Annotated in this window: 22 protein-coding genes; 9 read left to right on the top strand and 13 right to left on the bottom strand. The window is 65.7% G+C overall.

The window, feature by feature from the left end; translation table 11 throughout:
* The first annotated feature begins 105 nt into the window (after positions 1 to 105).
* Positions 106 to 3,117, top strand: coding sequence for a bifunctional proline dehydrogenase/L-glutamate gamma-semialdehyde dehydrogenase PutA (gene putA, locus ACOIX3_RS07995; RefSeq protein WP_420969224.1), 3,012 nt, complete (start codon positions 106 to 108; stop codon positions 3,115 to 3,117).
* Between the two features lie 210 nt (positions 3,118 to 3,327).
* Positions 3,328 to 4,533, top strand: a complete 1,206-nt coding sequence (locus ACOIX3_RS07990) for a CaiB/BaiF CoA transferase family protein (protein WP_420969222.1) — start codon at positions 3,328 to 3,330, stop codon at positions 4,531 to 4,533.
* A gap of 188 nt (positions 4,534 to 4,721) precedes the next feature.
* On the opposite strand, the gene ACOIX3_RS07985 is transcribed toward ACOIX3_RS07990, so the two are convergent.
* The 5 genes from ACOIX3_RS07985 to ACOIX3_RS07965 all read right to left on the bottom strand — a co-directional run bounded on the left by ACOIX3_RS07985 (position 4,722) and on the right by ACOIX3_RS07965 (position 10,472).
* Complete coding sequence (locus ACOIX3_RS07985) at positions 4,722 to 4,886, bottom strand: hypothetical protein (protein ID WP_223977455.1); 165 nt, start codon at positions 4,884 to 4,886, stop codon at positions 4,722 to 4,724.
* A 25-nt stretch (positions 4,887 to 4,911) separates the two neighbouring features.
* The gene (locus ACOIX3_RS07980) at positions 4,912 to 6,297 is read right to left on the bottom strand and encodes an MFS transporter (protein ID WP_420969220.1); all 1,386 of its coding nucleotides are present in this window, start codon (positions 6,295 to 6,297) and stop codon (positions 4,912 to 4,914) included.
* A gap of 99 nt (positions 6,298 to 6,396) precedes the next feature.
* The gene (locus tag ACOIX3_RS07975) at positions 6,397 to 7,632 is read right to left on the bottom strand and encodes a flavin-dependent oxidoreductase (protein ID WP_420969218.1); all 1,236 of its coding nucleotides are present in this window, start codon (positions 7,630 to 7,632) and stop codon (positions 6,397 to 6,399) included.
* Positions 7,633 to 7,754: 122 nt separating this feature from the next.
* Positions 7,755 to 9,302: a hypothetical protein gene (locus ACOIX3_RS07970; RefSeq protein WP_420969216.1), complete on the bottom strand. Its 1,548-nt coding sequence runs from the start codon at positions 9,300 to 9,302 to the stop codon at positions 7,755 to 7,757.
* 90 nt (positions 9,303 to 9,392) lie between these two features.
* Positions 9,393 to 10,472, bottom strand: a complete 1,080-nt coding sequence (locus tag ACOIX3_RS07965; protein ID WP_420969214.1) for a hypothetical protein — start codon at positions 10,470 to 10,472, stop codon at positions 9,393 to 9,395.
* Between the two features lie 204 nt (positions 10,473 to 10,676).
* Here ACOIX3_RS07965 and ACOIX3_RS07960 point away from each other — a divergent pair, with 204 nt between their 5' ends.
* From ACOIX3_RS07960 to ACOIX3_RS07945, 4 genes are all read left to right on the top strand, one after another.
* Positions 10,677 to 11,051 (top strand): Crp/Fnr family transcriptional regulator, encoded by a 375-nt coding sequence (locus ACOIX3_RS07960; protein WP_420969212.1) that lies wholly within the window; start codon positions 10,677 to 10,679, stop codon positions 11,049 to 11,051.
* Complete coding sequence (locus tag ACOIX3_RS07955; RefSeq protein WP_420969210.1) at positions 11,048 to 11,857, top strand: MBL fold metallo-hydrolase; 810 nt, start codon at positions 11,048 to 11,050, stop codon at positions 11,855 to 11,857. Before ACOIX3_RS07960 ends, ACOIX3_RS07955 begins: the two co-directional genes overlap by 4 nt.
* Positions 11,858 to 11,979: 122 nt before the next feature.
* Positions 11,980 to 13,293: an MFS transporter gene (locus ACOIX3_RS07950; protein ID WP_420969208.1), complete on the top strand. Its 1,314-nt coding sequence runs from the start codon at positions 11,980 to 11,982 to the stop codon at positions 13,291 to 13,293.
* A 103-nt stretch (positions 13,294 to 13,396) separates the two neighbouring features.
* Positions 13,397 to 14,011 carry a glutathione S-transferase family protein gene (locus ACOIX3_RS07945; RefSeq protein ID WP_420969206.1) on the top strand — a complete coding sequence of 205 codons (615 nt, stop codon included), beginning with the start codon at positions 13,397 to 13,399 and terminating at the stop codon, positions 14,009 to 14,011.
* A 202-nt stretch (positions 14,012 to 14,213) separates the two neighbouring features.
* On the opposite strand, the gene ACOIX3_RS07940 is transcribed toward ACOIX3_RS07945, so the two are convergent.
* The 3 genes from ACOIX3_RS07940 to ACOIX3_RS07930 are packed head-to-tail and all read right to left on the bottom strand — an operon-like array spanning position 14,214 to position 16,249.
* Positions 14,214 to 14,711, bottom strand: a complete 498-nt coding sequence (locus ACOIX3_RS07940) for a TPM domain-containing protein (protein WP_420969204.1) — start codon at positions 14,709 to 14,711, stop codon at positions 14,214 to 14,216.
* 4 nt (positions 14,712 to 14,715) lie between these two features.
* Positions 14,716 to 15,612 carry a TPM domain-containing protein gene (locus tag ACOIX3_RS07935; protein WP_420971683.1) on the bottom strand — a complete coding sequence of 299 codons (897 nt, stop codon included), beginning with the start codon at positions 15,610 to 15,612 and terminating at the stop codon, positions 14,716 to 14,718.
* Positions 15,613 to 15,634: 22 nt separating this feature from the next.
* Positions 15,635 to 16,249 (bottom strand): LemA family protein, encoded by a 615-nt coding sequence (locus ACOIX3_RS07930; RefSeq protein ID WP_092116544.1) that lies wholly within the window; start codon positions 16,247 to 16,249, stop codon positions 15,635 to 15,637.
* 224 nt (positions 16,250 to 16,473) lie between these two features.
* On the opposite strand from ACOIX3_RS07930, the gene ACOIX3_RS07925 reads away from it, so the two are divergent.
* From ACOIX3_RS07925 to ACOIX3_RS07915, 3 genes are read left to right on the top strand one after another with little or no spacing between them, the layout of a single operon-like run.
* On the top strand, positions 16,474 to 17,265 hold the full coding sequence (locus ACOIX3_RS07925) for an enoyl-CoA hydratase (RefSeq protein WP_420971682.1): 792 nt from the start codon (positions 16,474 to 16,476) through the stop codon (positions 17,263 to 17,265).
* A gap of 6 nt (positions 17,266 to 17,271) precedes the next feature.
* The gene (locus ACOIX3_RS07920; protein WP_420969202.1) at positions 17,272 to 18,417 is read left to right on the top strand and encodes an acyl-CoA dehydrogenase family protein; all 1,146 of its coding nucleotides are present in this window, start codon (positions 17,272 to 17,274) and stop codon (positions 18,415 to 18,417) included.
* Between the two features lie 13 nt (positions 18,418 to 18,430).
* Complete coding sequence (locus tag ACOIX3_RS07915; protein ID WP_420969200.1) at positions 18,431 to 19,627, top strand: acyl-CoA dehydrogenase family protein; 1,197 nt, start codon at positions 18,431 to 18,433, stop codon at positions 19,625 to 19,627.
* Between the two features lie 199 nt (positions 19,628 to 19,826).
* Here the strand turns inward: ACOIX3_RS07915 and ACOIX3_RS07910 are convergent, their stop codons facing one another.
* The 5 genes from ACOIX3_RS07910 to ACOIX3_RS07890 form a co-directional block, all read right to left on the bottom strand.
* A complete protein-coding gene (locus tag ACOIX3_RS07910) occupies positions 19,827 to 22,151 on the bottom strand; it encodes a xanthine dehydrogenase family protein molybdopterin-binding subunit (RefSeq protein WP_420969198.1) in 2,325 nt (774 codons plus the stop codon).
* Positions 22,152 to 22,371: 220 nt separating this feature from the next.
* On the bottom strand, positions 22,372 to 23,247 hold the full coding sequence (locus tag ACOIX3_RS07905) for a dihydrodipicolinate synthase family protein (protein ID WP_420969196.1): 876 nt from the start codon (positions 23,245 to 23,247) through the stop codon (positions 22,372 to 22,374).
* On the bottom strand, positions 23,240 to 24,196 hold the full coding sequence (locus ACOIX3_RS07900) for an NAD-dependent epimerase/dehydratase family protein (RefSeq protein ID WP_420969194.1): 957 nt from the start codon (positions 24,194 to 24,196) through the stop codon (positions 23,240 to 23,242). Before ACOIX3_RS07900 ends, ACOIX3_RS07905 begins: the two co-directional genes overlap by 8 nt.
* A 23-nt stretch (positions 24,197 to 24,219) precedes the next feature.
* Positions 24,220 to 25,860: a phosphoglucomutase (alpha-D-glucose-1,6-bisphosphate-dependent) gene (gene pgm / locus ACOIX3_RS07895; RefSeq protein WP_420969192.1), complete on the bottom strand. Its 1,641-nt coding sequence runs from the start codon at positions 25,858 to 25,860 to the stop codon at positions 24,220 to 24,222.
* A 243-nt stretch (positions 25,861 to 26,103) separates the two neighbouring features.
* Positions 26,104 to 26,748, bottom strand: a complete 645-nt coding sequence (locus ACOIX3_RS07890; RefSeq protein ID WP_420969190.1) for an imm11 family protein — start codon at positions 26,746 to 26,748, stop codon at positions 26,104 to 26,106.
* Between the last annotated feature and the right edge of the window lie 10 nt (positions 26,749 to 26,758).

The following is a 26,758-nucleotide window of genomic DNA, read 5'->3' as shown; positions in this document are numbered from 1 at the left end:
AATACCTGACTTGATCCTTATTTTCTAAGGCAAATATGCTAATTTGTCTATCGAACTACGGTTCGACCCCGCGTAGGTGTTCCCGTGCAACCTCAAGGAACCGCCATGCCAGACCCGTCCCCGCTCCCGCCCCCGTTCAGCGCGCCCTACGCACCCGATGACACCGCGATCGCCGGCCGCCTGCGCCAGGACGCCAGGCTTGGCGACGACCAGGATGTGAGGGTCGACCGCACCGCGCGGCGCCTGATCGAGGCGATCAGGGCCAACGACGATCCGCTCGGCGGGGTCGAGGACATGCTGCGCGAGTTCGCGCTGTCGACCAAGGAGGGCCTGGCGCTGATGGTGTTGGCGGAGGCGCTGCTCCGGGTGCCCGATGCGCGCACCGCCGACCAGTTCATCGAGGACAAGCTCGGCCAGGGCGACTTCGTCAACCACGAGACCAGATCGAGCGCGTTCATGGTCAACGCCTCGGCCTGGGCGCTCGGCATGTCGGCGCGCGTGATCCAGCCCGGTGAAACACCGCAAGGAACGATAGGTCGGCTGACCAAGCGGCTCGGCGCGCCGGCGGTGCGCGCCGCGACACGGCAGGCGATGCGGCTGATGGGCAGCCATTTCGTGCTCGGCGAGACCATCGAGGCGGCGCTGTCGCGGGCGCAATCGCACACGCCGCGCGGCTCGCGCTATTCCTTCGACATGCTTGGCGAGGGCGCCCGTACCGCCGACGACGCCCGCCGCTATTTCGAATCCTACGCCCGCGCGATCGACGCGATCGGCAAGGCGGCCGGCGATCAGCCCCTGCCCGACCGGCCCGGCATCTCCGTCAAACTCTCCGCGCTGCATCCGCGCTTCGAGGCGGTCAGCCACGCGCGGGTGATGACCGAGCTGGTGCCGCAACTGATCGATCTGGCGCGCCGCGCCAAGGCGTTCGACCTCAACTTCACCGTCGATGCCGAGGAAGCCGACCGGCTGGAGCTGTCGCTCGACGTCATCGCAGCTGCCTTCGCCGATCCGTCGTTCGCCGGCTGGAGCGGCTTTGGGCTTGCGATCCAGGCCTATCAGAAGCGTGCCGTCGACGTGATCGATTACATCGATGCACTCACGCGCGCGCTCGACCGCAGGATGATGGTGCGCCTGGTCAAGGGCGCTTATTGGGACACCGAGATCAAGCGCGCGCAGGAGCGCGGGCTCGACGGCTATCCGGTGTTCACCCGCAAGGCGATGACCGATCTGAACTATGTCGCCTGCGCGCGAAAGCTGCTCGGCTTGCGGCCGCTGCTATTTCCGCAGTTCGCCACCCACAACGCGCTGACGGTCGCGACCATCCTCGAACTGTCAGACGATCCCGCGAGCTTCGAATTCCAGCGGCTGCACGGCATGGGCGAAGCGCTCTACGCCCAGCTCGGCGACGACAGGCCGGAGATCGCCCACCGCACCTATGCCCCGGTCGGCAGCCACCGCGACCTGCTTGCCTATCTGGTGCGCCGGCTGCTCGAGAACGGCGCCAACTCGTCGTTCGTGGCGCTGGCGGCCGACAATCGCGTCTCCATCGTGGATCTGCTGCGCCGCCCGGCCGAGATCATCGGCGCCGACACCAACGCTGCTCACTCCGGAATTCCGTTGCCGGCCGATCTCTATCGGCCGCAGCGCGAGAATTCGTACGGCATCGAGTTCGGCGAGCGAAAGGCGCTCGACGCGCTGACGTCGGCGATCGCGGCCGAACCCAAGGCGGCGTCCGGCATGGTCGCGACATCGACGGTCGAACAGGCGAATGCCGCGGTCGCTGCCGCGCGCGGCGGCTTCAAGGCGTGGGATGGCACGTCGGCCGCGCAACGTGCGGCGATCCTCGACAAGGCTGCGGACCTGCTCGAGCAGCGCCGCGCGCACTTCCTCGCCTTGCTGCAAAGCGAGGGCGGCAAGACACTCGACGACGCACTCTCCGAGGTGCGCGAGGCGATCGACTTCTGCCGCTACTATGCAGCGCTCGGCCGGAAGCTGTTCGGGCAAGGCGAGGCGATGCCCGGGCCGACCGGCGAGAGCAACATGCTGGAGCTGCGGGGCCGCGGCGCATTCGTCGCGATCTCGCCATGGAATTTCCCGCTCGCGATCTTCCTCGGCCAGGTGACGGCGGCGCTGATGGCCGGCAATGCGGTGATCGCCAAACCGGCCGAGCAGACCCCGCGCATCGCAGCCGAGGCCATCGCCCTGCTGCATCAGGCCGGCGTGCCGGCATCGGCCCTGCATCTGGTTCAGGGCGACGGCACGGCCGGCGCCGCGCTGGTCAGCCATCCCGCCATTGCCGGCGTGGTGTTCACCGGCTCGACCGAGGTGGCGCGCGTGATCAACCGGACGCTTGCGGCCAAGGACGGCCCGATCGTGCCGTTGATCGCGGAGACCGGCGGCATCAATGCGATGATCGTGGATGCCACCGCGCTGCCCGAGCAAGTCGCCGATGATGTCGTCACCTCGGCGTTCCGTTCCGCCGGCCAGCGCTGCTCGGCGCTGCGGCTGCTGTTCGTGCAGGACGACGTCGCCGACCGCATGATCGAGATGATCGCCGGCGCCGCGCGCGAACTGAAGATCGGCGATCCCTCGCAACCGTCGACGCATATCGGACCGGTGATCGACGCCGAGGCCAAGCAGCGGCTCGACGCGCATATCGCGCGGATGAAGCAGGAGGCGCGGGTGCATCTCGCCGGCGAGGCGCCGGCAGGCAATTTCGTCGCGCCGCATATCTTCGAGCTGTCGGCGGCGAGCCAGCTGCGTGAGGAGGTGTTCGGCCCGATCCTGCATGTCGTGCGTTACCGTGCCGAGCGGTTCGGCGACGTGCTGGCGGCGATCGAGGCGACTGGATTTGGGCTGACGCTCGGCATCCACTCACGCATCGACGACACGATCGAGCACGTGATCGACCGCCTCCAGGTCGGCAACATCTATGTCAACCGCAACATGATCGGCGCGGTCGTCGGCGTGCAGCCGTTCGGCGGCAGCGGCCTCTCCGGCACCGGCCCGAAGGCCGGCGGCCCGCACTACCTCACGCGCTTCGCCACCGAGCAGACGGTCACGATCAACACCGCCGCCGCGGGCGGCAATGCCGCGCTGATGGCGGGGGTGGAGTAGGTTCATCACACGCACGTCATTCCGGGATGGTGCGCCAGCACCAGACCTGGAATCTCGAGATTCCGGGTTCGATGCTTTGCATCGCCCCGGAATGACTTGGTTGCATCGTGCCCCCGAGATGGGTCAAATGGCGGTCCGATCGGGATCATCGCACACGATAATTCCAGCTACCGGAAAAACACCAACAAGCGCCACGGGAGCGACGGCACGATGGAAAAAGGCATTTTTGACGGGCTCAAGGTCCTGGATTGCGCGAGCTTCATCGCGGCGCCCGCGGCCGCCACCGTGCTGTCCGACTTCGGCGCCGACGTCATCAAGATCGAGCCGCCCGGCGCCGGCGACCCCTACCGCAATCTGCCCAATTTGCCCGGCTATCCCGCAAGCGAGCACAATTTCGCGTGGATGCTGGAAGCCCGCAACAAGAAGAGCCTCGCGCTCGACCTCACCAAGCCTGACGCGCGCGAGGTGCTCTACAAGCTCGTCGCCGAGGCCGACGTGTTCATCACCAACATGCCGCCGCAGGTGCGCCAGAAGCTCGGCATCACCCACGATCATCTCGCCCATCTCAACGACCGGCTGATCTATGCCTCCTTCACCGGCTATGGCGAGAAGGGCGAAGAGGCCAACAAGCCCGGCTTCGACTCCAACGCCTATTGGGCCCGCTCCGGCCTGATGGACCTGGTGCGCGCCGACGAGGACACCACACCAGCGCGCTCGGTCGCCGGCATGGGCGATCACCCCTGCGCGATGGCGTTCTACGGCGCGATCGTCACCGCGCTGTTCCAGCGCGAGAAGACCGGGAAGGGTTCGCATGTCTCGACCAATCTGATGGCCAACGGCATCTGGGCCAACGGCGTGCTGGCGCAGGCCAAGCTGGTGGGCGCCAAGTTCAAGAAGCGCAAGCCGCGCGAAGAGGCGCTCAACGCCGTCACCAACCACTACAAGTGCAAGGACGGCCGCTGGCTGATCCTGTCGCTGCTCAACGAGGACCGGCAGTGGCCGACGCTGGCGCGCTGCATGGGCCGCGAGGACCTCGTCGCCGACGCACGCTTCGCCACCAAGGCGGACCGCCACGCCCGCTCGGTCGAGCTGATCAGGATTTTCGACGAAGTGTTCGCCGGCAAGGACCTCGCCGAATGGCGCAAGATCCTCGACGGCAACGGCCTGGTGTTCGGCGTCGTCGGCATCCTCGACGACATCCCGAACGACAAGCAGATGATCGAGAACGAGGTGCTGGTGCGCTTCGAGAACGACACCATGCTGACCGTCAACAGCCCGATCTTCATCGACGGCGCCAAGAAGGTGCAGCCGCGCAAGCCGCCCGAGGTCGGCGAGCACTCCGACGAGATCCTGCGCCAGGCCGGCTACGACGAAGCCACGATCCAGAAGCTGCGCGCGTCCGGCGCGGTGGCGTAAGCCAAGTCGAACCTGGTCGTCATTGCGCGCGATCGCTTCGCACAACGACATCTGTAGCCCGGATGCAGCGAAGCGAAATCCGGGGCCGGCGCACCTGCCCGGCCCGCGCCGGAAGCACTACGCTTGAGTCTTGACGCGTGGTCCTCACGCGAACCGGTGCCCACTTCGCTTGAAAACGCTATGGCGGATCAGCGCTTCAGCCAGGACCAGACGACGGCGACAACGATGATGCCGATGATGACCGCGAGCCCGATCGCCCAGCTGCTGACGCGGACGGCGCTCACCGCCTGACGCTCGGCCTCGTTGGCCGCGATCTCGCGGTTGCGCTGCTTGTCCTGCTCGGGAGCACTCATCGGCCGGTCTCCGCTCAAGGGCTGTTCAGGTTCTGGTCGCAGCAGGCAGCGTAGCATCGAATGATGACGCCCGGCTCGCGCCGGAATCACCGCCAAGGCGGACGGCCCGGCTGAGCGTGAACGCCGCCAGCGCCGCGCACAGGGCGGCCGATGCCGCCGTCATGAACAGCTCCCCGGTGCTCCATTTCGCGCTCATCAGCGCGCCGGCGATCAATGGACCGATGATGGAGCCCACTCGGCCGATGCCGAGCGCCCAGCCGATGCCGGTGGCGCGCATCGCGGTCGGGTAGAAGTTGGCGGCCAGCGCATTGGCGGCGATCTGGCCACCGACAATGCAGAAGCCGGCCACGAACACCGCAAGCGTGACCAACACCACCGAATGGCTGAGCTGGCCGATCGCACCGACCGCGAACACGGCGACGAAATAGACCAACGCCAGCGCACGGAACGAAAAACGGTCGACCACGCTTCCGAGCGCAAACGTGCCGACCACGCCGCCGACCTGGAGCATCGCGCCGATCAAGGCGGCCGCCGATACGGAAGCGCCGAGATCGTTGAGCACGGTCGGCAGCCAGTTCGCCAGGAAATAGAGGTCGAGCAGACTCATGAAGAACACGACCCACAACAACAGCGTCGGCAGCGTCCTGCCGTCGGTGAACAGATGCAGCACCCGCAGGCCTTCGAGCCGTGGCTCATGCACGACAAACTGCCTACCCGATACGGCTCGCGCGGCGTCCGGGTTGATGCGGCCGAGCAGCTCGGCAACGCGCGCAGGGGCGCGGCCGCTGAGCGCGAGAAAGCGCACGGATTCGGGCAGCCGCCACGCGAGGAACGGCGCCAGCAGCAGCGGCGCGACACCGCCGACGACAAACACCGAACGCCAGCCATAATGCGGGATCAGGGCCGCGGCGAGCAGGCCGCCAAGCGCCGCACCGACCGAGAAGCCGCAGAACATGATCATCACCATGGTGGCACGGCGGCGGTGCGGGCTGAATTCGGACGTCATTGCCACCGCATTCGGCATCGCGCCACCAAGCCCGAAACCAGTGAGCAGGCGGATCACCATGAGCGCGGTGACGTCGTTGACGAAAGCCGTCGCCAGCGTGCCGATGCCGAAGGCGAGCGTCGAGAAGATGATGATCTTCCTGCGCCCGATACGATCGGCGAGCGGTCCGAAGATCAGGGCGCCGATCATCAGTCCGAACAGGCCAGCGCTGAAGACCGGCCCGAGCGCCGCGCGCGACAGGTTCCACTTCTTGGCAAGCGCCGGCGCGACATAGCCGATCGCCTGCGTGTCGAAGCCATCGAGGAACAGCACCGCGGCGCAGGTCAGCAGCAGCCTGATCTGAAAGCCGCCGACAGGCTGCCGGTCGATATAGTCGGCAACGTCGGTTGCCTCCGTCTCCACCATGACCGTCCCCTCCCCGCGCTGCCGCTTTGTCTGCGGCTGTTGTCAGCGGTCAATTTTCCAAACCTACCGCAGATTGCACCCAACGCGGCAGGCTTCCGGCTAGCCGCGCAGCGCTTCCCTGGAATAGCCTGCGATCCGCTTGTAGCCGTCGGACAGGCTGGCCAATTCCTCGCGGCTGATCACGTCCTCGATGACACGAAACGGCTTGTCTCCGGTGCGCAGGAACACCTCGCGCAGGATCACATCCGGCGGGTTGGTGCGGTTGGTCAGCACGATGCGGGTGGTTGCTTCCAGCCGCTGCGCCTCATAGGCCGAAAGCGCCGCGACGGGATCGTCATGCGCGAGCAACGCCGTGGTCAGTGCCCGGGCGTCGAGGATCGCCTGTCCCGCGCCGTTCGAGCCGCGCGGCACCATCGGATGCGCGGCATCGCCCAGCAAGGTGACGCGGCCAAAGCTCCAGCGCGGCAACGGATCCTGATCGACCATCGGGAACTCAAGCACGCTATCGGCGGCCCGGATGAAGGCGGGCACGTCGAGCCAGTCGAAATGCCAGTCGGCAAACGCCCAGATGAAATCGTCGAGCGAGCCTGTGCGATTCCAGTCGCGCTTGCGATAGTTCGGCGTCTCGATCTCGGCGACCCAGTTGACGAGTTGCAGGCCGTCGGCGCCGGCCGGACGGATCGGATAGATCACCATCTTGCCGTGCGACAGCCAGCCGGCGCGCACCATGCTGGCGCCCGACAGCATCGGCTGCCAGCGGGTGACGCCGCGCCACATGTTGACGCCGGAATAGCGTGGCTCGCCCTCGCCGGGGAAGAATTGCTTGCGCAGCGCCGAGTTGATGCCGTCGCAAGCGATGGCGACGCGGCCACGCGCGGTGAAGCGGTCGCTACCGCCGGGACCATCGGAGAACGACACGGTGACGCCGTCGTCGTCCTGGGCCACAGCCACGCAGTGACGATTGGTGACGATGCGATCTGCTCCCGCGCGGGCGCGGAACGCGTCCAGCAACACCATCTGCAGGTCGCCGCGGTGGATCGAGAACTGCGGATGATCGTAGCCGGCGCTGCGGCCGAGCGGCTCCTGGTAGATCAACTGGCCGAAACGGTTGAAGAAGGTCGCGTCGGTGGTCGTGATCGCGACCTTCGCAAGCGCGTCCTCGAGCCCGAGCGCTGCAAGTTCCTTGGTCGCATGCGGCAGCAGGTTGATGCCGACGCCGACCTGCCTGATTTCGCCGGCGGACTCGAAGATGCGGCAGGGAACGTTGGCCTGATGCAACGCGAGACCGAGCGTCAGCCCGCCGATACCGGCACCGACGATGATGACCTCGTCCATGCTTCCATCCCCTGACATTGTTGGTGCGGATGAAACACGAATGGTAAGCCCACTGTCAATCTGCCCAGATCACCTCCCTCCGCACGAGCGCGGCGAGCGAGACGAGGGATCCCGGCGCAGGGCTACCGCCCCTTCACGAAGCACATCCCCATCCGGGAGGTCTTCCCCGCGACCTGGCACGCGAGGCCTTCGGCGCAGGTCCAGCCGCGAAAGCTGCGGTCGGTCTCGGCCGGCCTGGTGCCCGGCACATAGCAATGCGCGCCCCAGCCATCGCTGTATTCGGTGCCGGCAAGCTCGGCGCCGGCGCGCAGTTGCGGCCGGTTGGAGAAGCCGCGCGAGAAGTCCGGCGCCTTGCCGTCGCTGAAGCTGGTCAGAATATCGCGGCGCCGAGGTTGGTCGCCGAAGAAATGCGGCGAGGCCGGCACCACGGTGGAGTTCGACGGTTTTGCCGCCATCCAGTCGACACCCGGGAAATGAAAACCGCCGATGCCGCGGGTCTGGTGGCAGCCGGCGCAGGTGACGTCGTTCAGGCGCCGCTCGAAGCCGGCCAGCGACTGGATGTTTTGCAGCTTCGTTCCGTCGGCCGCAGCCTTCTGCAACGCGCCGACCACGTCACCTTCCGAGAACAGCGCGTTGCCGGCCGTTCCCTCGCCCTGCACCATCCCGAACTCCGGCTCCAGGTCGCTGACATCAAAACCAGTCGGCGTCGGCGCGACCGCACCGCTCGCGAGGAAGCGATCGGGGATCAGCAGGGTGCCGCGATCGAGCTCGGCAAAATGCCTGGGATCGAGCAGCCACGTCTTGAAGTCGCGCTTCAGCGCCTCGTCGGCCAGAATGCGATCGCGGTCGATCTGGTTCTCCAGCGGCGCCTCGGCAAAGCGTTTTGCCGCGCCGTCATAGTCGAACACTTTCAGGAGATAGTCGGTGCGGAAGTCGCGCACCGCGGATTTCGGCGCGTGCGCGATCTGCAGATTGGTCTCGATCCGATCGATATTCCGGGCATCGATCAGGTCGAGCGGGCCGTCCTTGCCAAACAGTTTCTCCATCGCCGGCGGCGCGCTGCCGGTCGCGAGCCAGCGTCGCGCGAGCTCGCGGCAGCTGAGCGACGGCTCGTTGCCGTCGCCCTTCGCCTTCAGCACCAGGTTCAGCGTCATCGGCAGCCGCTGCGACACCGCGTTCTCGCCGATCAGCGGCACGTCGGTGCGGGTCAGCCGATAGATCAGCCGGATCTCGCCGCAATCTTTCGGCGCCACATAGGCGCGGTCCATGCGATTAACGATGCCTGCGAGCACGAAGCGAACGTCAGGGGATTCAAACAGCGCGCGGTCGAACAGCTGAAAGGCAAAGCCGTCGCCGACACCGATGCTCTCGTTCGGCAGGCTTTCCTTGTGCTTTCCGACATAGCGATCGAACTCGCGATCGAGCGCCTCGCGCACCGGCACCATCGCAGGCAATCCGAACAGCTCGCGGTTCGACAGCGGCGTGTCGGCGGAACGCTCCGGCGCGAGCATCCGGCCGAGACTGAGGCGGCCATGATCGAGCTCGCGCAGGATCGCGGGATCGATCACCGCCGCACCGCGTTCGAGCGCGCGATCCTCCGCGGCACGCGCAGGCACGGCGCCACCGAGCAGAACGGACATCACCAGGAGGCATTTCAGCGCGCGGCTCATGCCCCACTAACACCGCACGGCAAACCCTATTCAAGAAAAAAGGCGCTTCACATCGCGGTGAAGCGCCTTGCTGTTGTCGTGTTTGGCCGATCAGCGGGAGACGATCAGGCCCTTGCTGGTGACGACCACCCAACGGCCGTCCTGCTTGCGGATCGCGTCGACGCGGCCGAGGCCGGGGACGGGATCGCCGGCATAAACCTCGTAGATGCCGCCGCGGCCCTCGATCAGCGCGCCGCCATTGCCGACGTCGCGCAGCGCCCAGCCGTCGACCACCGGCATGCGGCCGACCTCGGGCCTGGGGGCCGCAGGTGCTGCCGCGGCAGTCGCCGGCGGGATCGAGCCGGTCACCTCGCGGGCCGGCGTCGCGGCGGCGACGGTCGTCTGCGGGGCGCGGAGCTTGTCGACGGTCTCGCTGAGCTTGTTGAGCTTGGCAATCGGCTCGGCCTGGGCCCTCTCGACCTTCTCGATCCGGTCGCTGGCCTTGCTGAACTGGGCCTGGCCGGCCTTGGCCGTCTGCTCCACATTGGCCTTCAGCGCGGCGATCTCTGATTCGAGCCGGGCGAGCGCGGCGTCGGCCGCTTCCTTGGCGGCGGCGTCCTTGGCAGCATCCTGGGCAGCCACATCCCTGACGGAGGCAGCGGCGGGGGCGGCGAGATGGCCAAGCCCGGCGGTCGCGAGCGCGCCACCGATGGCCCCTGCCACGGTCGCCAGCGCAATTACGGCGGCCATGGCCCCGAACCGGCGCGTGCCGGCCGGTTTGCCTGCTGTCTTGGCGCCCTGCTCGGCGCCCGGCTTGGAGGCGGATGCCTCGTGGTCCCAGGTCCGGTCACCGGGCGCCATGATCATCAGCTTGCCCGGGAAACGCGGCTCTTCACGCTTGCCGGTCTCGACCTTGGGCACGTCCATGTTGGTCGGCTCGATCTTCGCATTGATCTTGGCGTCGATCTTGGCCTCAATCATGGGATCCAGCCGGGACGGCTCAATCTTCGGGGATTCAACCTTCGGCGCGTCCATCCTGGGCGCGTCGGCCTTTGGCGACGTCTCTTCCTGCTCGGGCGCAAGCCGGACGGCCTCGACACCGGCCGCGGCCATCACGGGCTCGCTCTTCGCCGCCGTCTCGGCGCCGGCTTGACCGCTGACCGGCTCGCTCTGCTGCTCACTCACGTTCAAAGTCTCCAGACTGGGTTGACAATTCGGTAACTTTTATTGCTTGCGAAATGGTTACCCCGCTCCGCCATTACCTAAATTTTAGGGAGTTTTCCGGGCCGGATTTAGGCGATGTTGCCATGCGGCAATCTGCGTCAGCTCCGTTTGCGCGCGGCGTTTTCCCGACTAACATACCGCCGTCTTCCAGCCAGAAGGCAGGAGAGCGCCATGACGATCGAGAAATGCATCAATGAATTTGATGTCGATGACGTCATTTTTGAGGAAGGCTCGACCGGCCGCGAGCTGTTTGTCGTGCTCGGCGGCACCGTCGACATCGCCAAGATCGATGGCGGACGCAAGACGGTCATCGTCAGCCTCGGCAAGGGCGAGTTCTTCGGCGAGATGGCCGTGATCGACGGCTCGGCGCGCTCGGCAACCGCGATCGCCTCGGCACCCGCGACGCGGGTGATGCGGATCAACCACGCTCGCTTCGTCTATCTGGTCAGCCAGCAGCCGGCCTTCGCGCTGATGGTGATGGACGCGCTCTCGAAACGCCTGCGCGCGTCCAACGCCGTCACTTACCGGACGGCGGCCACCCCATGAGCGAGCGCAAGCCAAGCCCGTTCAAGACGCTGTTCGAGGCCGACGTCGCCACGCTGATCCAGGCGGCCGACGACGTCTACCAGATCCGCTTCAAGAACCGCGCGGCGAATGCCTATCTCGTGCGCGGCAGCAAGCGGACCATTATGATCGACGTCGGGCTGTCGACCAACTATCCATCGCTGATCGCCTGTCTGAATCATCTCGGCATCACGCCCGCGATGATCGACATGGTGGTGCTGAGCCACGAACATCTCGATCATATCGGTGCGGCCTATCATTTCCACGGCAGCGCCTACATCGCCGCGCACCGGCTCGCCGCCAACAAGATCATGCTGCGCGACGACTTCTCGATGCTGCGCAAGATGTTCAATGAACCGAACGTGCCGATCGACATCGACATCTGGCTCGAGGAAGGCAATTTGATCGACCTCGGCAATTTCCGCCTCAACGTGATGTACACGCCGGGCCATACCTCGGCCTGCATCTCGCTGTTCGATCAGGACAAGGGGCTGTTGTTCGCCGCCGACACGCTGATGCCCGGCGGCGTGATGGGCGGCGTGTTCGGCTCCGGCTCGATCGCCGACTACATCCAGTCGCTGGAGCGGCTGAAGGGCCTCAACTCGAAGATCCTGCTGTCGGGTCATGGCCGGCTGTCTGACACGCCGCAGGACGACGTGCGGATCGCGCTGCAACGCTCGCATGCCCTGCTCGAGGACACCGCGCAATTGTTTGACGCGCTCGACGCGCGGTCGAATTTCGAGCCGATCATGCAGTCGGTGCGCGACCTCAACAAGCTCGACGATTGACGCCCGACCCCGGCAAGCCGCCCGTTGTGGCCTGCCATGACTTTGCATTAGGATCGGCTCAACGACAAAAAATCATGGGCTCGGCGGTGCAAGCCGTTGCCGACAGCGGGGAGACGAAATGAATGCAGGCTGACACGATGGCGCAGATGCGCCGCCGGGTGGTGATCTCCTCCACGATCGGCAATGCGCTGGAATGGTTCGACTTCACCGTTTTTGGCCTGTTCGCCGGCATCCTGAGCAAGCTGTTCTTTCCGGCGGACAATCCGCATTCCTCGCTGCTGCTGACCTTCGCGACATTCGGGATCGCCTTTGCAGCGCGGCCGTTGGGTGGCCTGGTGTTCGGGCTCTATGCCGACAAGCACGGCCGCAAGAAGGCGCTGGTCGTGATGATATCGCTGATGGCTGTCGGCACCGGCCTGCTCGGCCTGCTGCCGACCTATGGCGCGATCGGGATCGCGGCGCCCCTGCTATTGCTGCTGGCGCGGCTGATCCAGGGTTTTTCCGCCGGCGGCGAGTTCGGCAGCGCCAGCGCGATGCTGATCGAATTCGCGCCGCCCGGCCGGCGCGGCTTCTACGGCTCGTTTCAGATGGTGTCGCAATCGCTGGCGTTTGGCCTCGGTGCCGCGATGGCGATCGGTCTCAATCTCGGCCTGTCGCCCGACGCTTTCGCGAGCTGGGGTTGGCGCATGCCGTTCATCCTCGGCATTCTGATCGGACCGACCGGATGGTATCTGCGCCAAAGGTGCGACGAGTCGCCTGAATTCCAGGCGTATCTCGCCGAGAAGGCTGCGACGGCGCAGCCGAGCCGGCAGACCACGCTCGGCCAATTGTTCTCCGAACATCCGCGCGAGTTGATTGCCTCATTTTGCCTGATCGCGGCCGGTACGGCGATCAACTATGTCAATGCGATCTTTCTGCCGACCTATGCGGTCGCCGAGCTGAAGCTGCCGCTCCTGAATGCACAGCTCGGCCTGCTCGTCGTCAGCCTCGTCAATGCGGCGGTGGCGGTGGCCTGCGGCGCGCTCTCCGACCGGATCGGTCGTCGCGCGGTGCTCGTTCCGGCGCTGATCGTCTACAGCCTGCTGTTCTATGTGATCTTGCAGCGGCTCGTCGCCGCCCCGACCACCGCGAACCTCTGGCAGTTGCAGATCGTCGCGGTGCTGCTCGGAGCCCTGGCCGGGCCGATGCCGGCCTTCATGACGGAGATATTTCCCGTCGGCGTGCGCTCCACCGGCGCATCGCTGATGTACAATCTGGCCGTGATGCTGTTCGGCGGGCTGGCGCCGTTCATCAACACCTGGCTGGTCCAGGCAACGGGCGACAAGGCTGCGCCGGTCTACTACATCCTGTTCGCCGCGGCAGTGGGTCTCGTGGGTCTGGCGGTCTATCGCGCGCGACCGTCCGTGCCGGGAATCGCACCTCAACCGGCGCAATGACCTCCGCGTGCGCGACCGCACATGTGATGCTTCATTTGACAAATCCGCGCGTGGCCTGTTCAACAGCGGCAAGAATAACGCTGAAGAACAGGGAGCGAGGACCATGAAGCTTTACGACTCGATCGGACCCAATCCGCGCATCGTGCGCATGTTCATGGCGGAGAAGGGCATCGAGATCCCCAAAGAGACCGTCGACCTGCGCAAGGGCGAGAACCGCGAGGAAGCGCATCTGAAGCGCAATCCGCACGGCCAGATGCCGGCGCTCGAGCTCGACTGCGGCAACTACCTCTCGGAGATCACGGCGATCTGCGAATATCTCGAGGAGAAGCATCCCTCGCCCGCGATGATCGGCAGCACGCCGGAAGAGCGCGCGGAGTGCCGGATGTGGACGCGCCGCGTCGATCTCAACATCGCCGAGCCGCTCGCCAACGGCTATCGCTTCGGCGAGGCGCTGAAATTCTTCGAGAAGCGCATTCCGGTCGCGCCCGAGGCCTCGCCCGGGCTGAAGATGATCGCCGCCAACCGCATCAAATGGCTTGATAGCCAGATGGCCGACGGCCGCGACTACATCTGCGGCAAGCGCTTCACGCTGGCCGACATGCTGCTCTATTGCTGGCTCGATTTCGGCAACCAGGTCGGCCAGCCGCTCGACCAGTCGAACGCCAACATCGTCGCCTGGTTCAACCGCGTCGGCGCGCGGCCGTCGGTGAAGGCGTAAGCGCTGTGTTCTTATCCTCCCCTGGAGGGGGAGGATCGGTTCGCATGAAGCGCAGCGCAATGCGAACCGAGGTGGGGTGATCTCTCCACTCGGGCAGGGTTCACGCGGAGAGACCTTCACGCCACCTCGCCGCTCATTGCATTCGCGTCGATCTTCCCCCTCCAGGGGAGGATGAGAGCATCGGACCAAATCGTTGGTCGCCCTAAATCACCACCGGCTTATCCGGCAGCTCGTTCGGGCCTCCGGCGACATGCGGGAAATGCTGCGCCAGTTCCCGCGACACCGCCTGGATCCCCTTGATCACGCCCTGCTCGAACCGGCCTGCCCGAAAGTCGATTTCCATCGCGCGACAGATCGCTTCCCAGCCGGCGCGGCCGACCTTCGCATCGATGCCACGATCGGCGACGATCTCGACGTCACGGTCGGCGAGCAAAAGATAAATCAGGACGCCGTTGTTGTGATGGGTGTCCCAAATCCGCAAGTGCGCGAACACGTCAAGCGCCCGCTCCCGCGCCGGCTGATCGCGGAACAGCGGCACGCCGTCGAGCGCACCCTCGACGACGAAACGGATCTGGCCCGAATGCGTGGCCTCGCCGGCCTTGATCGCCCGCTCGATCGCGTCGAGCACGCGCGGCGGAAACTCGCGCCGCACGCGCCAGCGATGCTCGAGCAGATGCTTGCCGATGCGCTTGATGCCCATGTGCCTACCAGCTCCCCGAAGCGCCGCCGCCGCCGAAGCTGCCGCCTCCGCCGCTGAAGCCGCCGCTGTCGCTCGAGCTTGAGCCGCTGCTCCAGCCCCCGCCGCCGGACCACCCTCCGGAATAGCCGCCGCCGCGCCGGTATGGTCCCGAGCCGGCCGCCGGACCGCCAAAATTCAATCCGCCGAAGATCAGCGCCGCAATTGCAGCGAACAGCCCGACCACCAAGGCAGTGGCGAGCGAGCCGGCTACCATCCAGATGAAGACACCGACGATGCCGCCGGTCGCGGCCGAGCCCAACAGCCGCCCCAGCATCGCACGCAGCACGCTCGCCACGATGATGACGACAAAGATCGTCACCGGATTGGCGAGATCGACGAGATTGGGGCCCTGCCAATGCTCGGGCTCCGGCGCCGGCAGATGCTCGCCATTGATCAGGCGGATCATGCGGTCGACGCCGGCCGAAATGCCGCCGGCGAAATCGCCGGCCTTGAATTTCGGCGTGATGTCCTCGTCGATGATGCGATGGGTGACGACATCGCTCAGCACGCCTTCGAGGCCGTAGCCGACCTCGATGCGCAAATGCCGATCGTTCTTGGCGACGACGAGCAGCGCGCCGTCATCGACCTTCTTGCGCCCGATCTTCCAGGCCTCGGCCACGCGGATCGAGAACTGCTCGATCGTTTCCTCAGCCGTCGTCGGCACGATCAGGACCGCGATCTGGCTGCCCTTGCGGGCCTCCAGATCCTTCAGCCTGTCGTTCAGCGACGCAACGTCGCTCGCCGACAGCGTCCCGGTCTGATCGACGATGCGGCCGGTGAGCTGAGGGACCGCGACCTCGGCCCACGCCGGGCACACGAAGCCCAGCAGGAAGGCCAGCAGGAAGACGCGGGCGGCGGTCATCGCGTTGGTGGGCACGCCGGCGCTATTTCGACGGCGCGGGCGCGGGCGCCGGATTGAAATCGACCTTCGGAGCGGTCGAAATCTCCTTCTCGTTTTCGACCGAGAAGTTGGGCTTCTCCTTGTAGCCGAACGCCATCGCAGTCAGATTGTTCGGGAAGGTGCGGATGCCGACATTATAGTCCTGCACCGCCTTGATGTAGCGGTTGCGCGCCACGGTGATGCGGTTCTCGGTGCCTTCGAGCTGGGCCATCAGGTCGCGGAACAGTGCATCCGATTTCAGCTGCGGGTAGTTCTCCGTCACGACCAGGAGCCGCGACAGCGCGCTGGTGAGCTCACCCTGCGCCTGCGTGAACTTCTGGAACGCGGCCGGATCGTTGAGCACCTCGGGCGTCGCCTGGATGCTGCCGACCTTGGCGCGCGCGTTGGTGACGCCGAGCAGCACGTCCTTCTCCTGCTGCGCAAAGCCCTTCACCGAATTGACCAGGTTCGGCACCAGATCGGCGCGCCGCTGGTACTGGTTCACCACTTCCGACCAGCTCGACTTGACCGTCTCGTCATTGGTCTGGATCGCGTTGTAGCCGCAGTTGGTCAGGCTCAATGTCGCCAGCGCTGCCAGCACGGTCCAAAGCTTGCGCATGAAGATGGTCCTCCCGGTGGATTCTCGCATCACGGTAACAGATTTTCGCCCGACAATCCCGCGTGGCGGGATTCGCGGCCGGTTTTGCCGATGATGGCCCTTGCCTATCCCTCCTTGCGCTGTTCATCATGGCGAAAAATCGATCCTGGGAGGATCCATTGGCGTCTGAACAATTCGAGACGATTGTTGTCGAGCGGCCTGATCCTGCGATTGCGCGGATCGTGATGAATCGGCCTGAAGCGCGCAACGCCCAGAACCTGCAGATGACCTACGACCTCAACACCGCCTTCGACCAGGCGGTGCAGGACGACGCAATCAAGGTCATCATCCTCGCCGGCAACGGCCCGCATTTCTCGGCCGGTCATGATCTCAGGCCTGGGGCCAAGAACCAGGCCGGCGTCGATTTCCCGCCAGTCGGAAATTGGGGCGGCTTCGCCGAACCCAACGCGCATGGCCGCTTCGCACGCGAGCAGGAGATCTACCTGCAGATCACACGGCGCTGGCGCAATCTCGCCAAGCCGACGATCGCGGAGGTGCACGGCAAGTGCATCGCCGGCGGGCTGATGCTGGCCTGGGCCTGCGACCTGATCGTCGCGAGCAGCGATGCCGAGTTCTGCGATCCCGTGGTGACGATGGGCGTCTGCGGCGTCGAGTGGTTCGTGCATCCTTGGGAACTCGGTGCGCGCAAAGCCAAGGAGATGCTGTTCACCGCCGACGTCTGGAGCGCCGACGAGGCGCATCGCCTCGGCATGGTCAATCACGTGGTGCCGCGCGGCGATCTCTCCTCTTTCACGCTGGCGCTCGCGCGGCGCATCGCAGCAAAACCCGCGTTCGCGCTGAAGCTGTCCAAGGAGGCGGTGAACCGCTCGATCGACATCATGGGGCAGCCTGCTGCGATCGATCAGGCGTTCGCGCTGCATCAGCTCTGCCACGCGCACAATCTGCAGGAATTCGGAATGGTGGTGGACCCCGCGGGTCTGCACCCCTCCGTCAGAAAAACCGCCAACGTGAAGTAGACCCAGATGGACCTGACCCTCAGCGACGAGCAGCGCCTGCTGCGCGACAGTGCCGACCGCTTCGTGGCGGGGACCTTCACATCAGAGCATCGCAAGAAGACGGCGAACGATGCGCTGGGCTATTCGCCCGCGATCTGGAAGCAGTTCGCCGAGCTCGGCTGGCTGGCGCTGCCGATCAGCGAAGCCCATGGCGGGCTCGGCGGCGGCGCGATCGAGATCGGACTACTGATGGAAGCGTTCGGGCGCGGCCTGGTGTCCGAGCCGTTCCTTTCCACCGTCGTGATCGGCGCCGCGCTGGTCGCCGAATGCGGCACCGAGGCGCAGCAGCAGGCGATCCTGCCCAAGGTCGCCGAGGGCGCGCTCACGCTCGCCTTTGCGCATTCGGAGCGCGCCGCGCGGTTCGACCTCGGCCATGTCGACACGACAGCGACGAAAACTGCCGGCGGCTGGCTTTTGAGCGGCAGCAAGATCGCGGTGCTCGACGGCGCATCGGCCAACCAGATCATTGTCTCCGCCCGCGTCGCCAATGCCAATGGCGCATCCGGCAAGCTCGGCCTGTTCCTGGTGCCGGCTGGAACACCCGGCCTCGCTCTGCGCGACTACGCGCGGCTCGGTGGCGGGCGCGGCTGCAATCTCGATCTCAGGGATGTGCAATTGCCCGCCGACGCGCTGCTCGGCGACGGCCGGGATGCGCTGCCCGCGATCGAGACCGTGGTCGACCGCGCGATGGCCGCGCTCGGCGCCGAGGCGGTCGGCATCATGCAGACGCTGCTCGACACCACGCTCGAATACACAAAAATTCGCAAGCAGTTCGGCCGGCCGCTGTCGGCCAATCAAGTGATCCGCCACCGCCTCGCCGACGTGGCGATGCAGGTCGACGAGGCGCGCTCGATGGCGCTGCGCGCCGCGCTGATGGCCAATGCCGAACCGGTCGCCCGCAGCCGTGCCGCATCCGGCGCCAAGGCGAAGATCGGCAAATGCGCGCGCTTCGTCGCCGAGCAGGCAGTCCAGCTGCACGGCGCCATGGGCGTCACGGAAGAACTCGACATCGGCGCCTATTTCAAGCGGCTGCTTGCCTTCGACACGCTGTTCGGCGGCAGTGCCCATCATTATCGCCGCCACGCCGCCTTAAGCGGCCGCGCCCACGCCTAACGGAGAGTGCACCATGGATCTCACCTTCAGCGCCGAGGAACGCGCTTTCGAAAAGGAAGTCCGCGACTACATCGCCGAGAGCCTGACGCCGGAAATGAAGCGCGCCACCGCGCTGACGCCGTCGGTGTTCTCCGATCCCGACATCGGCATGGCCTGGCAGCGCGCGCTGCACCGGAAAGGCTGGGGCGCGCCGGGCTGGCCGGTCGACCATGGCGGGCCGGACTGGACGCCGGCGCAGCGCTGGATCTTCGAGGCCGAATGCGCCCGCGCCGGCGTGCCGAATGTCAACGTGATGGGCGTCAAGATGGTCGGCCCCGTCATCATCGGCTTCGGCTCGCCCGAGCAGAAGAACTTCTACCTGCCGCGAATCCTCTCGGGTGAGGACTACTGGTGCCAAGGCTATTCCGAGCCGGGTTCGGGCTCCGATCTTTCGTCGCTGAAGACCCGCGCGGCGCGCGACGGCGACGACTACGTCATCAACGGCACCAAGATCTGGACCACGCATGCGCATCACGCCAACCGCATGTTCGCGCTGGTTCGCACCAATGATGGCGAGCGGCAGCAGGACGGCATCAGCTTCATCCTGATCGACATGAAGACGCCTGGCATCACCACGCGCCCGATTCTGACCATCGGCGGCGACCACGAGGTCAATCAAGTGTTCTTCGACGACGTGCGCGTGCCCATTGCCAACCGCGTCGGCGAGGAAGGCAAGGGCTGGACCTACGGTAAGTATCTGCTCGAATTCGAGCGCGGCTCCGGCATCGCGTCCGCCAAGCTGCGCGAGGCGCTGAAGACGATCTCCGATCTCGCAGGCTCCGAAGTCACCGGCCGCGCGATCGAGGACCCCGATATCGCGATGCGGATGTCGGAGGTCGAGGTCGATATCGATGCGCTCGAGATGACTGAACTGCGGGTGCTGTCGGCGCTGCAGACCGGGCAGAATCCCGGCGCGGTGTCGTCGCTGATCAAACTTCGCGTCAGCGAGATCCGCCAGGCGGTGACCCGGCTCGGCGTCGATGTGATCGGCCAGGACGGCCTCGCCGTCGAGCCGGCGCGACCGTTCTACCGGCTCAACCACGAGCCGGCGATCCCGGAGGAACTGCTGCCGGTGGTGCCCGAATATCTCAACGGGCGGGCGTATACGATTTTCGGCGGATCGTCGGAGATCCAGCGCGACATCATCGCGAAGATGGTGCTGGGGCTGTAGACCGCCTTTGGGCGAATTCGCCATTCCCCTACCCTCCCCTGGAGGGGGAGGGTCGACGCGACTGAAAGGAGCGGCGGGGTGGGGTGAAAGTCCCTCCTCGCGAGCACTGCCTCAGTTGAGAGATCACCCCACCCCGTCACGCATCTGACGATGCGTGACGACCCTCCCCCTCCAGGGGAGGGTGAAGGCATCGGCGTGCTCAAGTCCCCGCCTTCGCGTCCTGGATCGCCTGCCAGATCTTGACCGGCGTCAGTGGCGTGTTGAGCTGGGTGATGCCGACCTCGCTCAGCGCATCCATCACGCCGTTGGTGATGCAGGGCGGCCCGCCGATCGCGCCCGACTCGCCGCAACCCTTGGCGCCGAGCGGATTGGTCTTGCACGGCGCGGAGGGATCGAGCGTCACCGTGATCGGCGGAACGTCCGAGGCGCGCGGGATGCAATAGTCCTGATAGCTTGCGGTCAGAAGCTGACCTTCCTCGCTGTAGGCCACGCCTTCGTACAGGGCCTGGCCGATGCCCTGGACGACGCCGCCATGCACCTGCCCCGTCACCAGCATCGGATTGACCGCGACGCCGACGTCGTCGACCGTGGTGTAGCGCACCACCCGCGTGACGCCGGTCTCGGGATCGATCTCGACCTCGCAGATATGGGTGCCGTTCGGCCAGCTCGGGCCGTCGACATTGCCCTCGCTCTCGACCGAGAGCTTTGCGCCGGTTTCCTTCTTTGCGATCTCGAACAGGCTGATGCGCCTGTCGGTGCCGACCACGGTGAGGAAGCCGTCGCGATACTCGATGTCGCCGACGGAGGCTTCGAGCAAATGGGAGGCCTTGTCGCGCGCCTTGTTGATCATGTCGTTGGTGGAGACCGCAACCGCGGTGCCGCCGACGAACAGCGAGCGCGAGCCGACGCTGCCGAAGCCGGTGGCAAGATCCGTGTCGCCCTGGATGACGTCGATCTTGTCCATGGCAATGCCGAGCGTATCGGCGATCATCTGGGTGTAGGTGGTGGCGAGGCCCTGCCCCATCGCCATGGTGCCGGAATGCAGGATGACGCGGCCTTCCGCGGTCGCATGCAGCGAGACGTTTTCGGTGTGGGCGCGGCCACCGGTCCATTCGATGTAGCTGGTCAGACCGCGGCCATAGAGCAGGCCCTTCTTCTTCGCCGCCTTCTTGCGCGCGGCAAAGCCGTTCCAGTCGGCCAAGTCGGACGCGCGCTCCAGCATGTGGGCGAATGCGCCGGAGTCATACACCTGCCCGACCGCGTTGGTGTAGGGCAGTTGCGCCGGCTTGATGTAGTTGACCTTGCGGATGGTGCGCGGGTCCATGCCGATCTGGCGTGCGGCGGCATCGAACAGCCGCTCGACGATGAACACCGCCTCGGGCCTGCCGGCGCCGCGATAGGCACCGACCGGCGCGGTGTTGGTCATGACAGACTTCACCTCGAAATGCACCAGCGGCAGATCGTAGACGCCGGTCTGCACGAACGGGCCGAGCACCAGCGGAATGATGTTGGCGGTGCCCGACGAGTACGCGCCGGTGCCGCCGATCGAACGCACGCGGTAGGCCAGCACGCGGCCCTTGGCATCGAGCGCGAACTCGCCGGTCGAGGTCAGGTCGCGGCCGTGGGTGCCGCCGACGAACTCGTCGGTGCGGTCGCCGCGCCAGCGGATCTTCTCGTTCAGCTTGGTCGCGGCATAGGCGACGATGCCGTCTTCGGGATAGAGGCTGGTTTTCTGGCCGAAGCCGCCGCCGATATCGCCGACCAGCACGCGCACGCTGTCCTTCGGCCGCTTCAGGATCGATTCCGCCAGGAGATCACGGGTCGAGCCCGGGGTCTGCGACTGCACATGGAGAATCAGCCGGCCGGTCTTCTTCTCGATCTCGGCAATGGTCGAGCGTGGCTCCATCGCCGACGGCACCAGGCGCTGGCTGACCAGATCGAGCGACACCTTGTGCGCGGCACTGGCAAAGGCCGCCTCGACCTTGGCGGCGTCGCCATAGCTCATCGCGGCCACGATGTTGTCGGGCGCCTCCGGCCAGACCGCCGGCGCGCCCGGCTTGATCGCCTCGACCGGATCGACCACCGAAGGCAGCACCTCGTAATCGACCTCGATCGCCTCGGCCGCGGTCTGCGCCAGCACGCGCGAGGTCGCGACCACAGCCGCGACACCCTCGCCGGCGTAGCGCACCACCTCATGCGCCAGCAGGCGCCGCGGTGGCACGGTCATCGGCGAGCCATCGGGCCGCTTGAAGATCGCGAGCGTCGGCAGCGTGCCGATATCGTCCTTCACGAGGTCGGCGCCGGTATAGACCGCCTTGACACCGGGCATCTCGAGCGCCGCCTTGGCGTCAATCGACTTGATGTTGGCATGGGCATGCGGCGAGCGCAGCACGTGCAGCCAGAGCGCGCCGTCCTGCGGCTTGTCGTCGATGAAATGCCCCTTCCCGGTGAGCAGCCGCTGGTCTTCCAGACGCTTGACCGGCTGGCCCGCACCAAAACGCATATTGCCGGGAAGAATGTTCATCGGAGGGTCCTTGATTTCAGAAATTTCGGCGGGTTTTAACGGATTTTGGGCGCGAGACAACTGGCTGTCATTCCGGGGCGCGCCTTGGCGCGAGCCCGGAATCCATACTCCCGATCGTGGTTATGGATTCCGGGCTCGAGGCTTCGCCTCGCCCCCAAGTGCGCAATTGCGCACCGAGAATGACGACGTGGTGAGAGCACTTGCAACGCGCAAGCCAGCTTCAACCGAGATCGCGCAACGCGGTCTCGACCACCTTACGCTGCTCGGCGGTGAGCGGCGCTTGTGGCGGCACGGGGTCGCCGACATCGTAGCCCTGGCTCGAAAGCCCGGCCTTGATGCAGGCGGCGAGGTTGAAGCGGGCGAACGCCTCGTTGATGCGCCAGAGCTTTCGCTGCAGGGCCATTGCCTCGTCCCAGCGGGCGCGGCGGCACAGATTGTAGAGCTCGACGCTCTGCCGCGGGATGATACAGGCCGGGCCCGCCATCCAGCCATGGCCGCCGATCAGCATCACGGTGGCCGGAATATGGGCTGAGGCCGAGAACACTTTCAGGCTGTCGCCGCAGCGGTTCATGATCGACAGCAGCCGGCCGGTGTTGGTCGAGGCGTCCTTGATGTAGCCAATCCGCGGATGTTCGGCGAGGCGTGCGATCACGTCGAGCGTGAGGTCGGAGCGCTGGAAATTCGGGTTGGTGTAGATCACGACCGGAATGTCGACGGCGTCGGCGATGGCCCGGAAATAGGATTCCACCTGGGCGTCACTGAGCGGAAAATACGCCTCCATGATCGCGAGAATGCCGGCCGCACCGCGCTTCTGATAAGCCTTGGCCTGCGCCACCGCATCGGCCGTCGCCGTCGAGGCGACACCGGCCACAACAGGCACGCGGCCCTGCGCGGCCTCGATCGTGGTCGCCACCACCTGCATGCGCTGCGCATTGTTGAGATAGGCGAATTCGCCGGTCGAGCCGAGCGGCGTCAACCCGTGGACACCGGCCTTGACCAGATCGTCGCAGAGCCGGCCCAGCACCTCGGTGCGGACATGGCCGGCGGGATCGACCGGAGACACCAGGTAAGGAAAGACGCCGTGGAAATCAGCCATTTGCGAGCCTCGTTGACGGCGAGACATAATCGGGATCGTGCGCAAAGGGAAGCGGCTCGCCGCTGCGCAGGGCGCCGAGCACCGCTGCAAAGTCGGTTACCGCGCGGAAACCGAGCAGCCGTTCGGCCTTGCCCGCGTCGTAGATCCGGCCGATCGATTTCGGCAAATGCCAGCCGCGCCGCGCGAACAGCGCCGGCGCATCGGGGAAATGGCGCGCGATCACGCCGGCCGCGTCCGTCTTCAGGGCCGCAACATCGCTGCGCGCAAACGGCGTCGGCGCGCTGATCACAAACACTTCGAAGCCGCGGATATTCTCCAGCGCCACGACATGGGCATCGGCGGCATCCTCGACCGTCAGGCGGCGATACAGCAGCTCGACCGCCTTCAGGTTCTCGCCATGGATGTCGCGGATGGTGTCGTCGTCCTCGGGGAAGAAACGGCTGGTGCGCAGCACCGCGCAGTTCAGCCCATGCTCGCGGCTGTACAGCCGGCACAGCCCTTCGGCAGCGAGTTTCGTCACTCCGTAGATGTTGCGCGGCTCGAGCGGCCCTGTCGCCTCGTCGAGCCACACCGCCGCATGGCCTTCCTCATCGCGGATCGCCTGCGAGATCATCAGCGAGGTCGTCGAGGTGAAGACGAAGCGGTCATGGCGGGCGGCGGCCGCAGCCCGCAAGAGATTGAGCGTGCCTGACACATTGACGTCGACAAAGGCCTGCGGCGCGAACCGCGCGATATCAGGCTTGTGCAGCGCGCCGCCATGGATCACGGCCTCGATGCCGTGATCACCGAACACCCGATCGACCACCGACCGGTCGGCGACCGAGCCGACCACATTGGTCGCCTCGCCCGCGACGACGTCGAGGCCAGTCACGTCATGGCCCACTTGTCGAAGCCGCGGCGCGAGGAAACGGCCGAGCCAGCCGGAGGAGCCGGTCAACAATACGCGCATGAATTCCGCCCGGCCCCGCCCTCTCAGAACACCTTGGCGATCGCCGCCTGCGCGTCGCCCTGGATCTTTTTCAGATGATCCGGTCCGCGGAAGCTTTCGGCGTAGATCTTGTAGACATCCTCGGTGCCGGAGGGACGCGCGGCAAACCAGCCGGCCTCGCTCTCGACCTTGATGCCGCCAAACGGCTGATCGTTGCCCGGCGCCTTGGTCCTGACCGCGCGCACGGGATCGCCGGCGAGCTCGGTCATGTTGAGCTGCTCGGGCCCGAGCGCCTTCAGCGCGTTCTTCTGCTTCGGCGTCGCCGCGACATCAATGCGCTCATAATAGGGAACGCCGAGCTCGGCGGTCAGCTCCTTGAACAATTCACTGGGATCGCGGCCGGTCTTGGCGATGATCTCCGCCGCCAGCAGGCCCAGGATGATGCCGTCCTTGTCGGTGGTCCACGCCGAGCCGTCGCGCTTGAGGAACGATGCGCCGGCGCTTTCCTCGCCGGCGAAGCCGAAGCCGCCGCTGCCGAGCCCTTCGACGAACCATTTGAAGCCAACCGGCGTCTCCACGAGCTTGCGGCCGAGCTTCTTGGCCACGCGATCGATGATCGAGCTCGACACGATGGTCTTGCCGATCGCTGCGCTCCCGCTCCATTGCGGCCGGTGCGCGAACAGATAAGCGATCGCGGTGGCGAGGAAATGGTTCGGGTTCATCAGCCCGTTCGAGCGGGTCACGATGCCGTGCCGGTCGGCGTCGGTGTCGTTGGCAAAGGCGACGTCGAACCGGTCGCGCATCCCGATCAGGCTCGCCATCGCATAAGGCGACGAGCAGTCCATCCGGATCTTGCCGTCCCAGTCCGCGGTCATGAAGCGGAAGGTCGGATCGACCGCCTCGTTGACCACTGACGCGTTGATGCCGTAGCGCGCGATGATCGGGTGCCAGTAATGCACCGCTGCGCCGCCGAGCGGATCGATGCCGATCCTGACCCCGGCGGATTTGATCAGCGCGAGATCGACGGTGTTGCCGAGATCGGCGACATAAGGCGTGATGTAGTCGTGCAGGTGCGTGGTCGCGGCCTTGCGCGCGCGATCATACGGCATCCGCGCGACGCCCTTGAGGCCGGCCTCGATATAGCGGTTGGCGTTCTTCTCGACGACGGCGGTGACGTCGGTGTCGGCGGGGCCACCATGCGGCGGATTGTACTTGTAGCCGCCGTCCTCCGGCGGGTTGTGTGACGGCGTGATGACGACGCCGTCGGCAAGGCCCGTGCTGCGGCCGTTGTTGTAACTCAGGATCGCGTGCGAGATCACCGGCGTCGGGGTGTAGCCGCCCTGCGCGTCGATCATGATCTCGACGCCGTTCGCCGCGAACACTTCCACCGCGCTGGCCAGCGCCGGCTCGGCCAGCGCATGGGTATCGATGCCGATGAACAGCGGCCCAGTGAGCCCCTTCTCGCGGCGGTAGTCGCAGATCGCCTGCGTGGTGGCGAGGATGTGGTCCTCGTTGAACGAATTCTTCAACGACGAGCCGCGATGGCCCGAGGTGCCGAACGCAACCCGCTGGGTGGGATCGCCGGCATCGGGCTTGCCGGCAAAATAGGCCGTGACCAGCCGCGGCACATTGGCAAGCTGGGCGGGATCGATGGGTTTGCCGGCGGCAGGATTTGGTGCAGTCACGTGACCTCTCAGATCTGGTATCGCCGGCCATCAGCACAGGAAATGATGCCGTTGCGTGGTACCATGATGGCTCACTTCCAATCAAGCCGAGGGCATTTCGTTCCTTGCCCGTCGCGCAGTAGCGGCAACCGGCGAATCCGGGCGAGATCTTCGCCGCCAGTCAAAGGTCGCCCTATGTGTCCGATCCCTTGTCTTATGCCCGGCTCATCAGCGTCGCCGTCATGTTGGCGCGCCGAAACGCCCTTACTTTTGGATAGGCGTGAAAGCGAACCCGCGGATTTTCTCGGTCGTCACTACGTCCACGATCAAATCATCGACGATCGATTGCATGTCGGCGAACTTCAACCGAAATGCATGGGCGGAGCCGATCACGTCCGGGCGCATTTTGACATCCACCAAAGCTCTATAGGCTTTGATTGCCGGAATGTTGTCGTAGTAGGTAAGCTCGGACCGTTCTTCGTCGACGCAGTCCAGCTCCCGCATGAAGTAGCAGAACCAGCAGCCGGGCCCTGGTTCGGGGAAATTGCTGTAATCAACCTCCACCAGCTGGAACACAAATGCCTGCGGATCAGGATCGAGCCGCTCGAACAGCGCCTTGAGGCGATCCGACACCATCCAGAATCCGAGCGTCACCGGGTAAGCGTCCAGAACGGCGCCACGCCGTCCCTTCCGGTCAAACCTGATTTGCGGTGGCTGCGAGAAACGACCAATGCCCCGAAACGGCTTGCGCGGAGCCGGACGAAAATCCTCCATCTGCTGCTCTTCGTTGACCCATTCCGCGAACGGCGCGCTTCTCTGGGTAAAGTCCGTAGCGAAGGTGAAATATTTCCGATCGCTGGTGGCCGGGATGCCCTGATTCTGCGGGCCCTTCTTCGATTCCTCTGTCATTGAATTCTCC

This window comes from Bradyrhizobium sp. B120, from assembly GCF_049075665.1.
GTDB lineage: Bacteria > Pseudomonadota > Alphaproteobacteria > Rhizobiales > Xanthobacteraceae > Bradyrhizobium.
Note: the sequence above shows the minus strand (reverse complement) of the source record. Positions and strands in the feature narration are given on the sequence as shown.

What these genes read in the sequence shown, in the direction of transcription:
- putA (WP_420969224.1), top strand. Translation starts at nt 106, where the DNA reads ATGCCAGACCCGTCCCCGCTCCCGCCCCCGTTCAGCGCGCCCTACGCA.
- ACOIX3_RS07990 (WP_420969222.1), top strand. Translation starts at nt 3,328, where the DNA reads ATGGAAAAAGGCATTTTTGACGGGCTCAAGGTCCTGGATTGCGCGAGC.
- ACOIX3_RS07985 (WP_223977455.1), bottom strand. Translation starts at nt 4,886, where the DNA reads ATGAGTGCTCCCGAGCAGGACAAGCAGCGCAACCGCGAGATCGCGGCC.
- ACOIX3_RS07980 (WP_420969220.1), bottom strand. Translation starts at nt 6,297, where the DNA reads ATGGTGGAGACGGAGGCAACCGACGTTGCCGACTATATCGACCGGCAG.
- ACOIX3_RS07975 (WP_420969218.1), bottom strand. Translation starts at nt 7,632, where the DNA reads ATGGACGAGGTCATCATCGTCGGTGCCGGTATCGGCGGGCTGACGCTC.
- ACOIX3_RS07970 (WP_420969216.1), bottom strand. Translation starts at nt 9,302, where the DNA reads ATGAGCCGCGCGCTGAAATGCCTCCTGGTGATGTCCGTTCTGCTCGGT.
- ACOIX3_RS07960 (WP_420969212.1), top strand. Translation starts at nt 10,677, where the DNA reads ATGACGATCGAGAAATGCATCAATGAATTTGATGTCGATGACGTCATT.
- ACOIX3_RS07955 (WP_420969210.1), top strand. Translation starts at nt 11,048, where the DNA reads ATGAGCGAGCGCAAGCCAAGCCCGTTCAAGACGCTGTTCGAGGCCGAC.
- ACOIX3_RS07950 (WP_420969208.1), top strand. Translation starts at nt 11,980, where the DNA reads ATGCAGGCTGACACGATGGCGCAGATGCGCCGCCGGGTGGTGATCTCC.
- ACOIX3_RS07945 (WP_420969206.1), top strand. Translation starts at nt 13,397, where the DNA reads ATGAAGCTTTACGACTCGATCGGACCCAATCCGCGCATCGTGCGCATG.
- ACOIX3_RS07940 (WP_420969204.1), bottom strand. Translation starts at nt 14,711, where the DNA reads ATGGGCATCAAGCGCATCGGCAAGCATCTGCTCGAGCATCGCTGGCGC.
- ACOIX3_RS07935 (WP_420971683.1), bottom strand. Translation starts at nt 15,612, where the DNA reads ATGACCGCCGCCCGCGTCTTCCTGCTGGCCTTCCTGCTGGGCTTCGTG.
- ACOIX3_RS07930 (WP_092116544.1), bottom strand. Translation starts at nt 16,249, where the DNA reads ATGCGCAAGCTTTGGACCGTGCTGGCAGCGCTGGCGACATTGAGCCTG.
- ACOIX3_RS07925 (WP_420971682.1), top strand. Translation starts at nt 16,474, where the DNA reads ATGAATCGGCCTGAAGCGCGCAACGCCCAGAACCTGCAGATGACCTAC.
- ACOIX3_RS07920 (WP_420969202.1), top strand. Translation starts at nt 17,272, where the DNA reads ATGGACCTGACCCTCAGCGACGAGCAGCGCCTGCTGCGCGACAGTGCC.
- ACOIX3_RS07915 (WP_420969200.1), top strand. Translation starts at nt 18,431, where the DNA reads ATGGATCTCACCTTCAGCGCCGAGGAACGCGCTTTCGAAAAGGAAGTC.
- ACOIX3_RS07910 (WP_420969198.1), bottom strand. Translation starts at nt 22,151, where the DNA reads ATGAACATTCTTCCCGGCAATATGCGTTTTGGTGCGGGCCAGCCGGTC.
- ACOIX3_RS07905 (WP_420969196.1), bottom strand. Translation starts at nt 23,247, where the DNA reads ATGGCTGATTTCCACGGCGTCTTTCCTTACCTGGTGTCTCCGGTCGAT.
- ACOIX3_RS07900 (WP_420969194.1), bottom strand. Translation starts at nt 24,196, where the DNA reads ATGCGCGTATTGTTGACCGGCTCCTCCGGCTGGCTCGGCCGTTTCCTC.
- ACOIX3_RS07890 (WP_420969190.1), bottom strand. Translation starts at nt 26,748, where the DNA reads ATGACAGAGGAATCGAAGAAGGGCCCGCAGAATCAGGGCATCCCGGCC.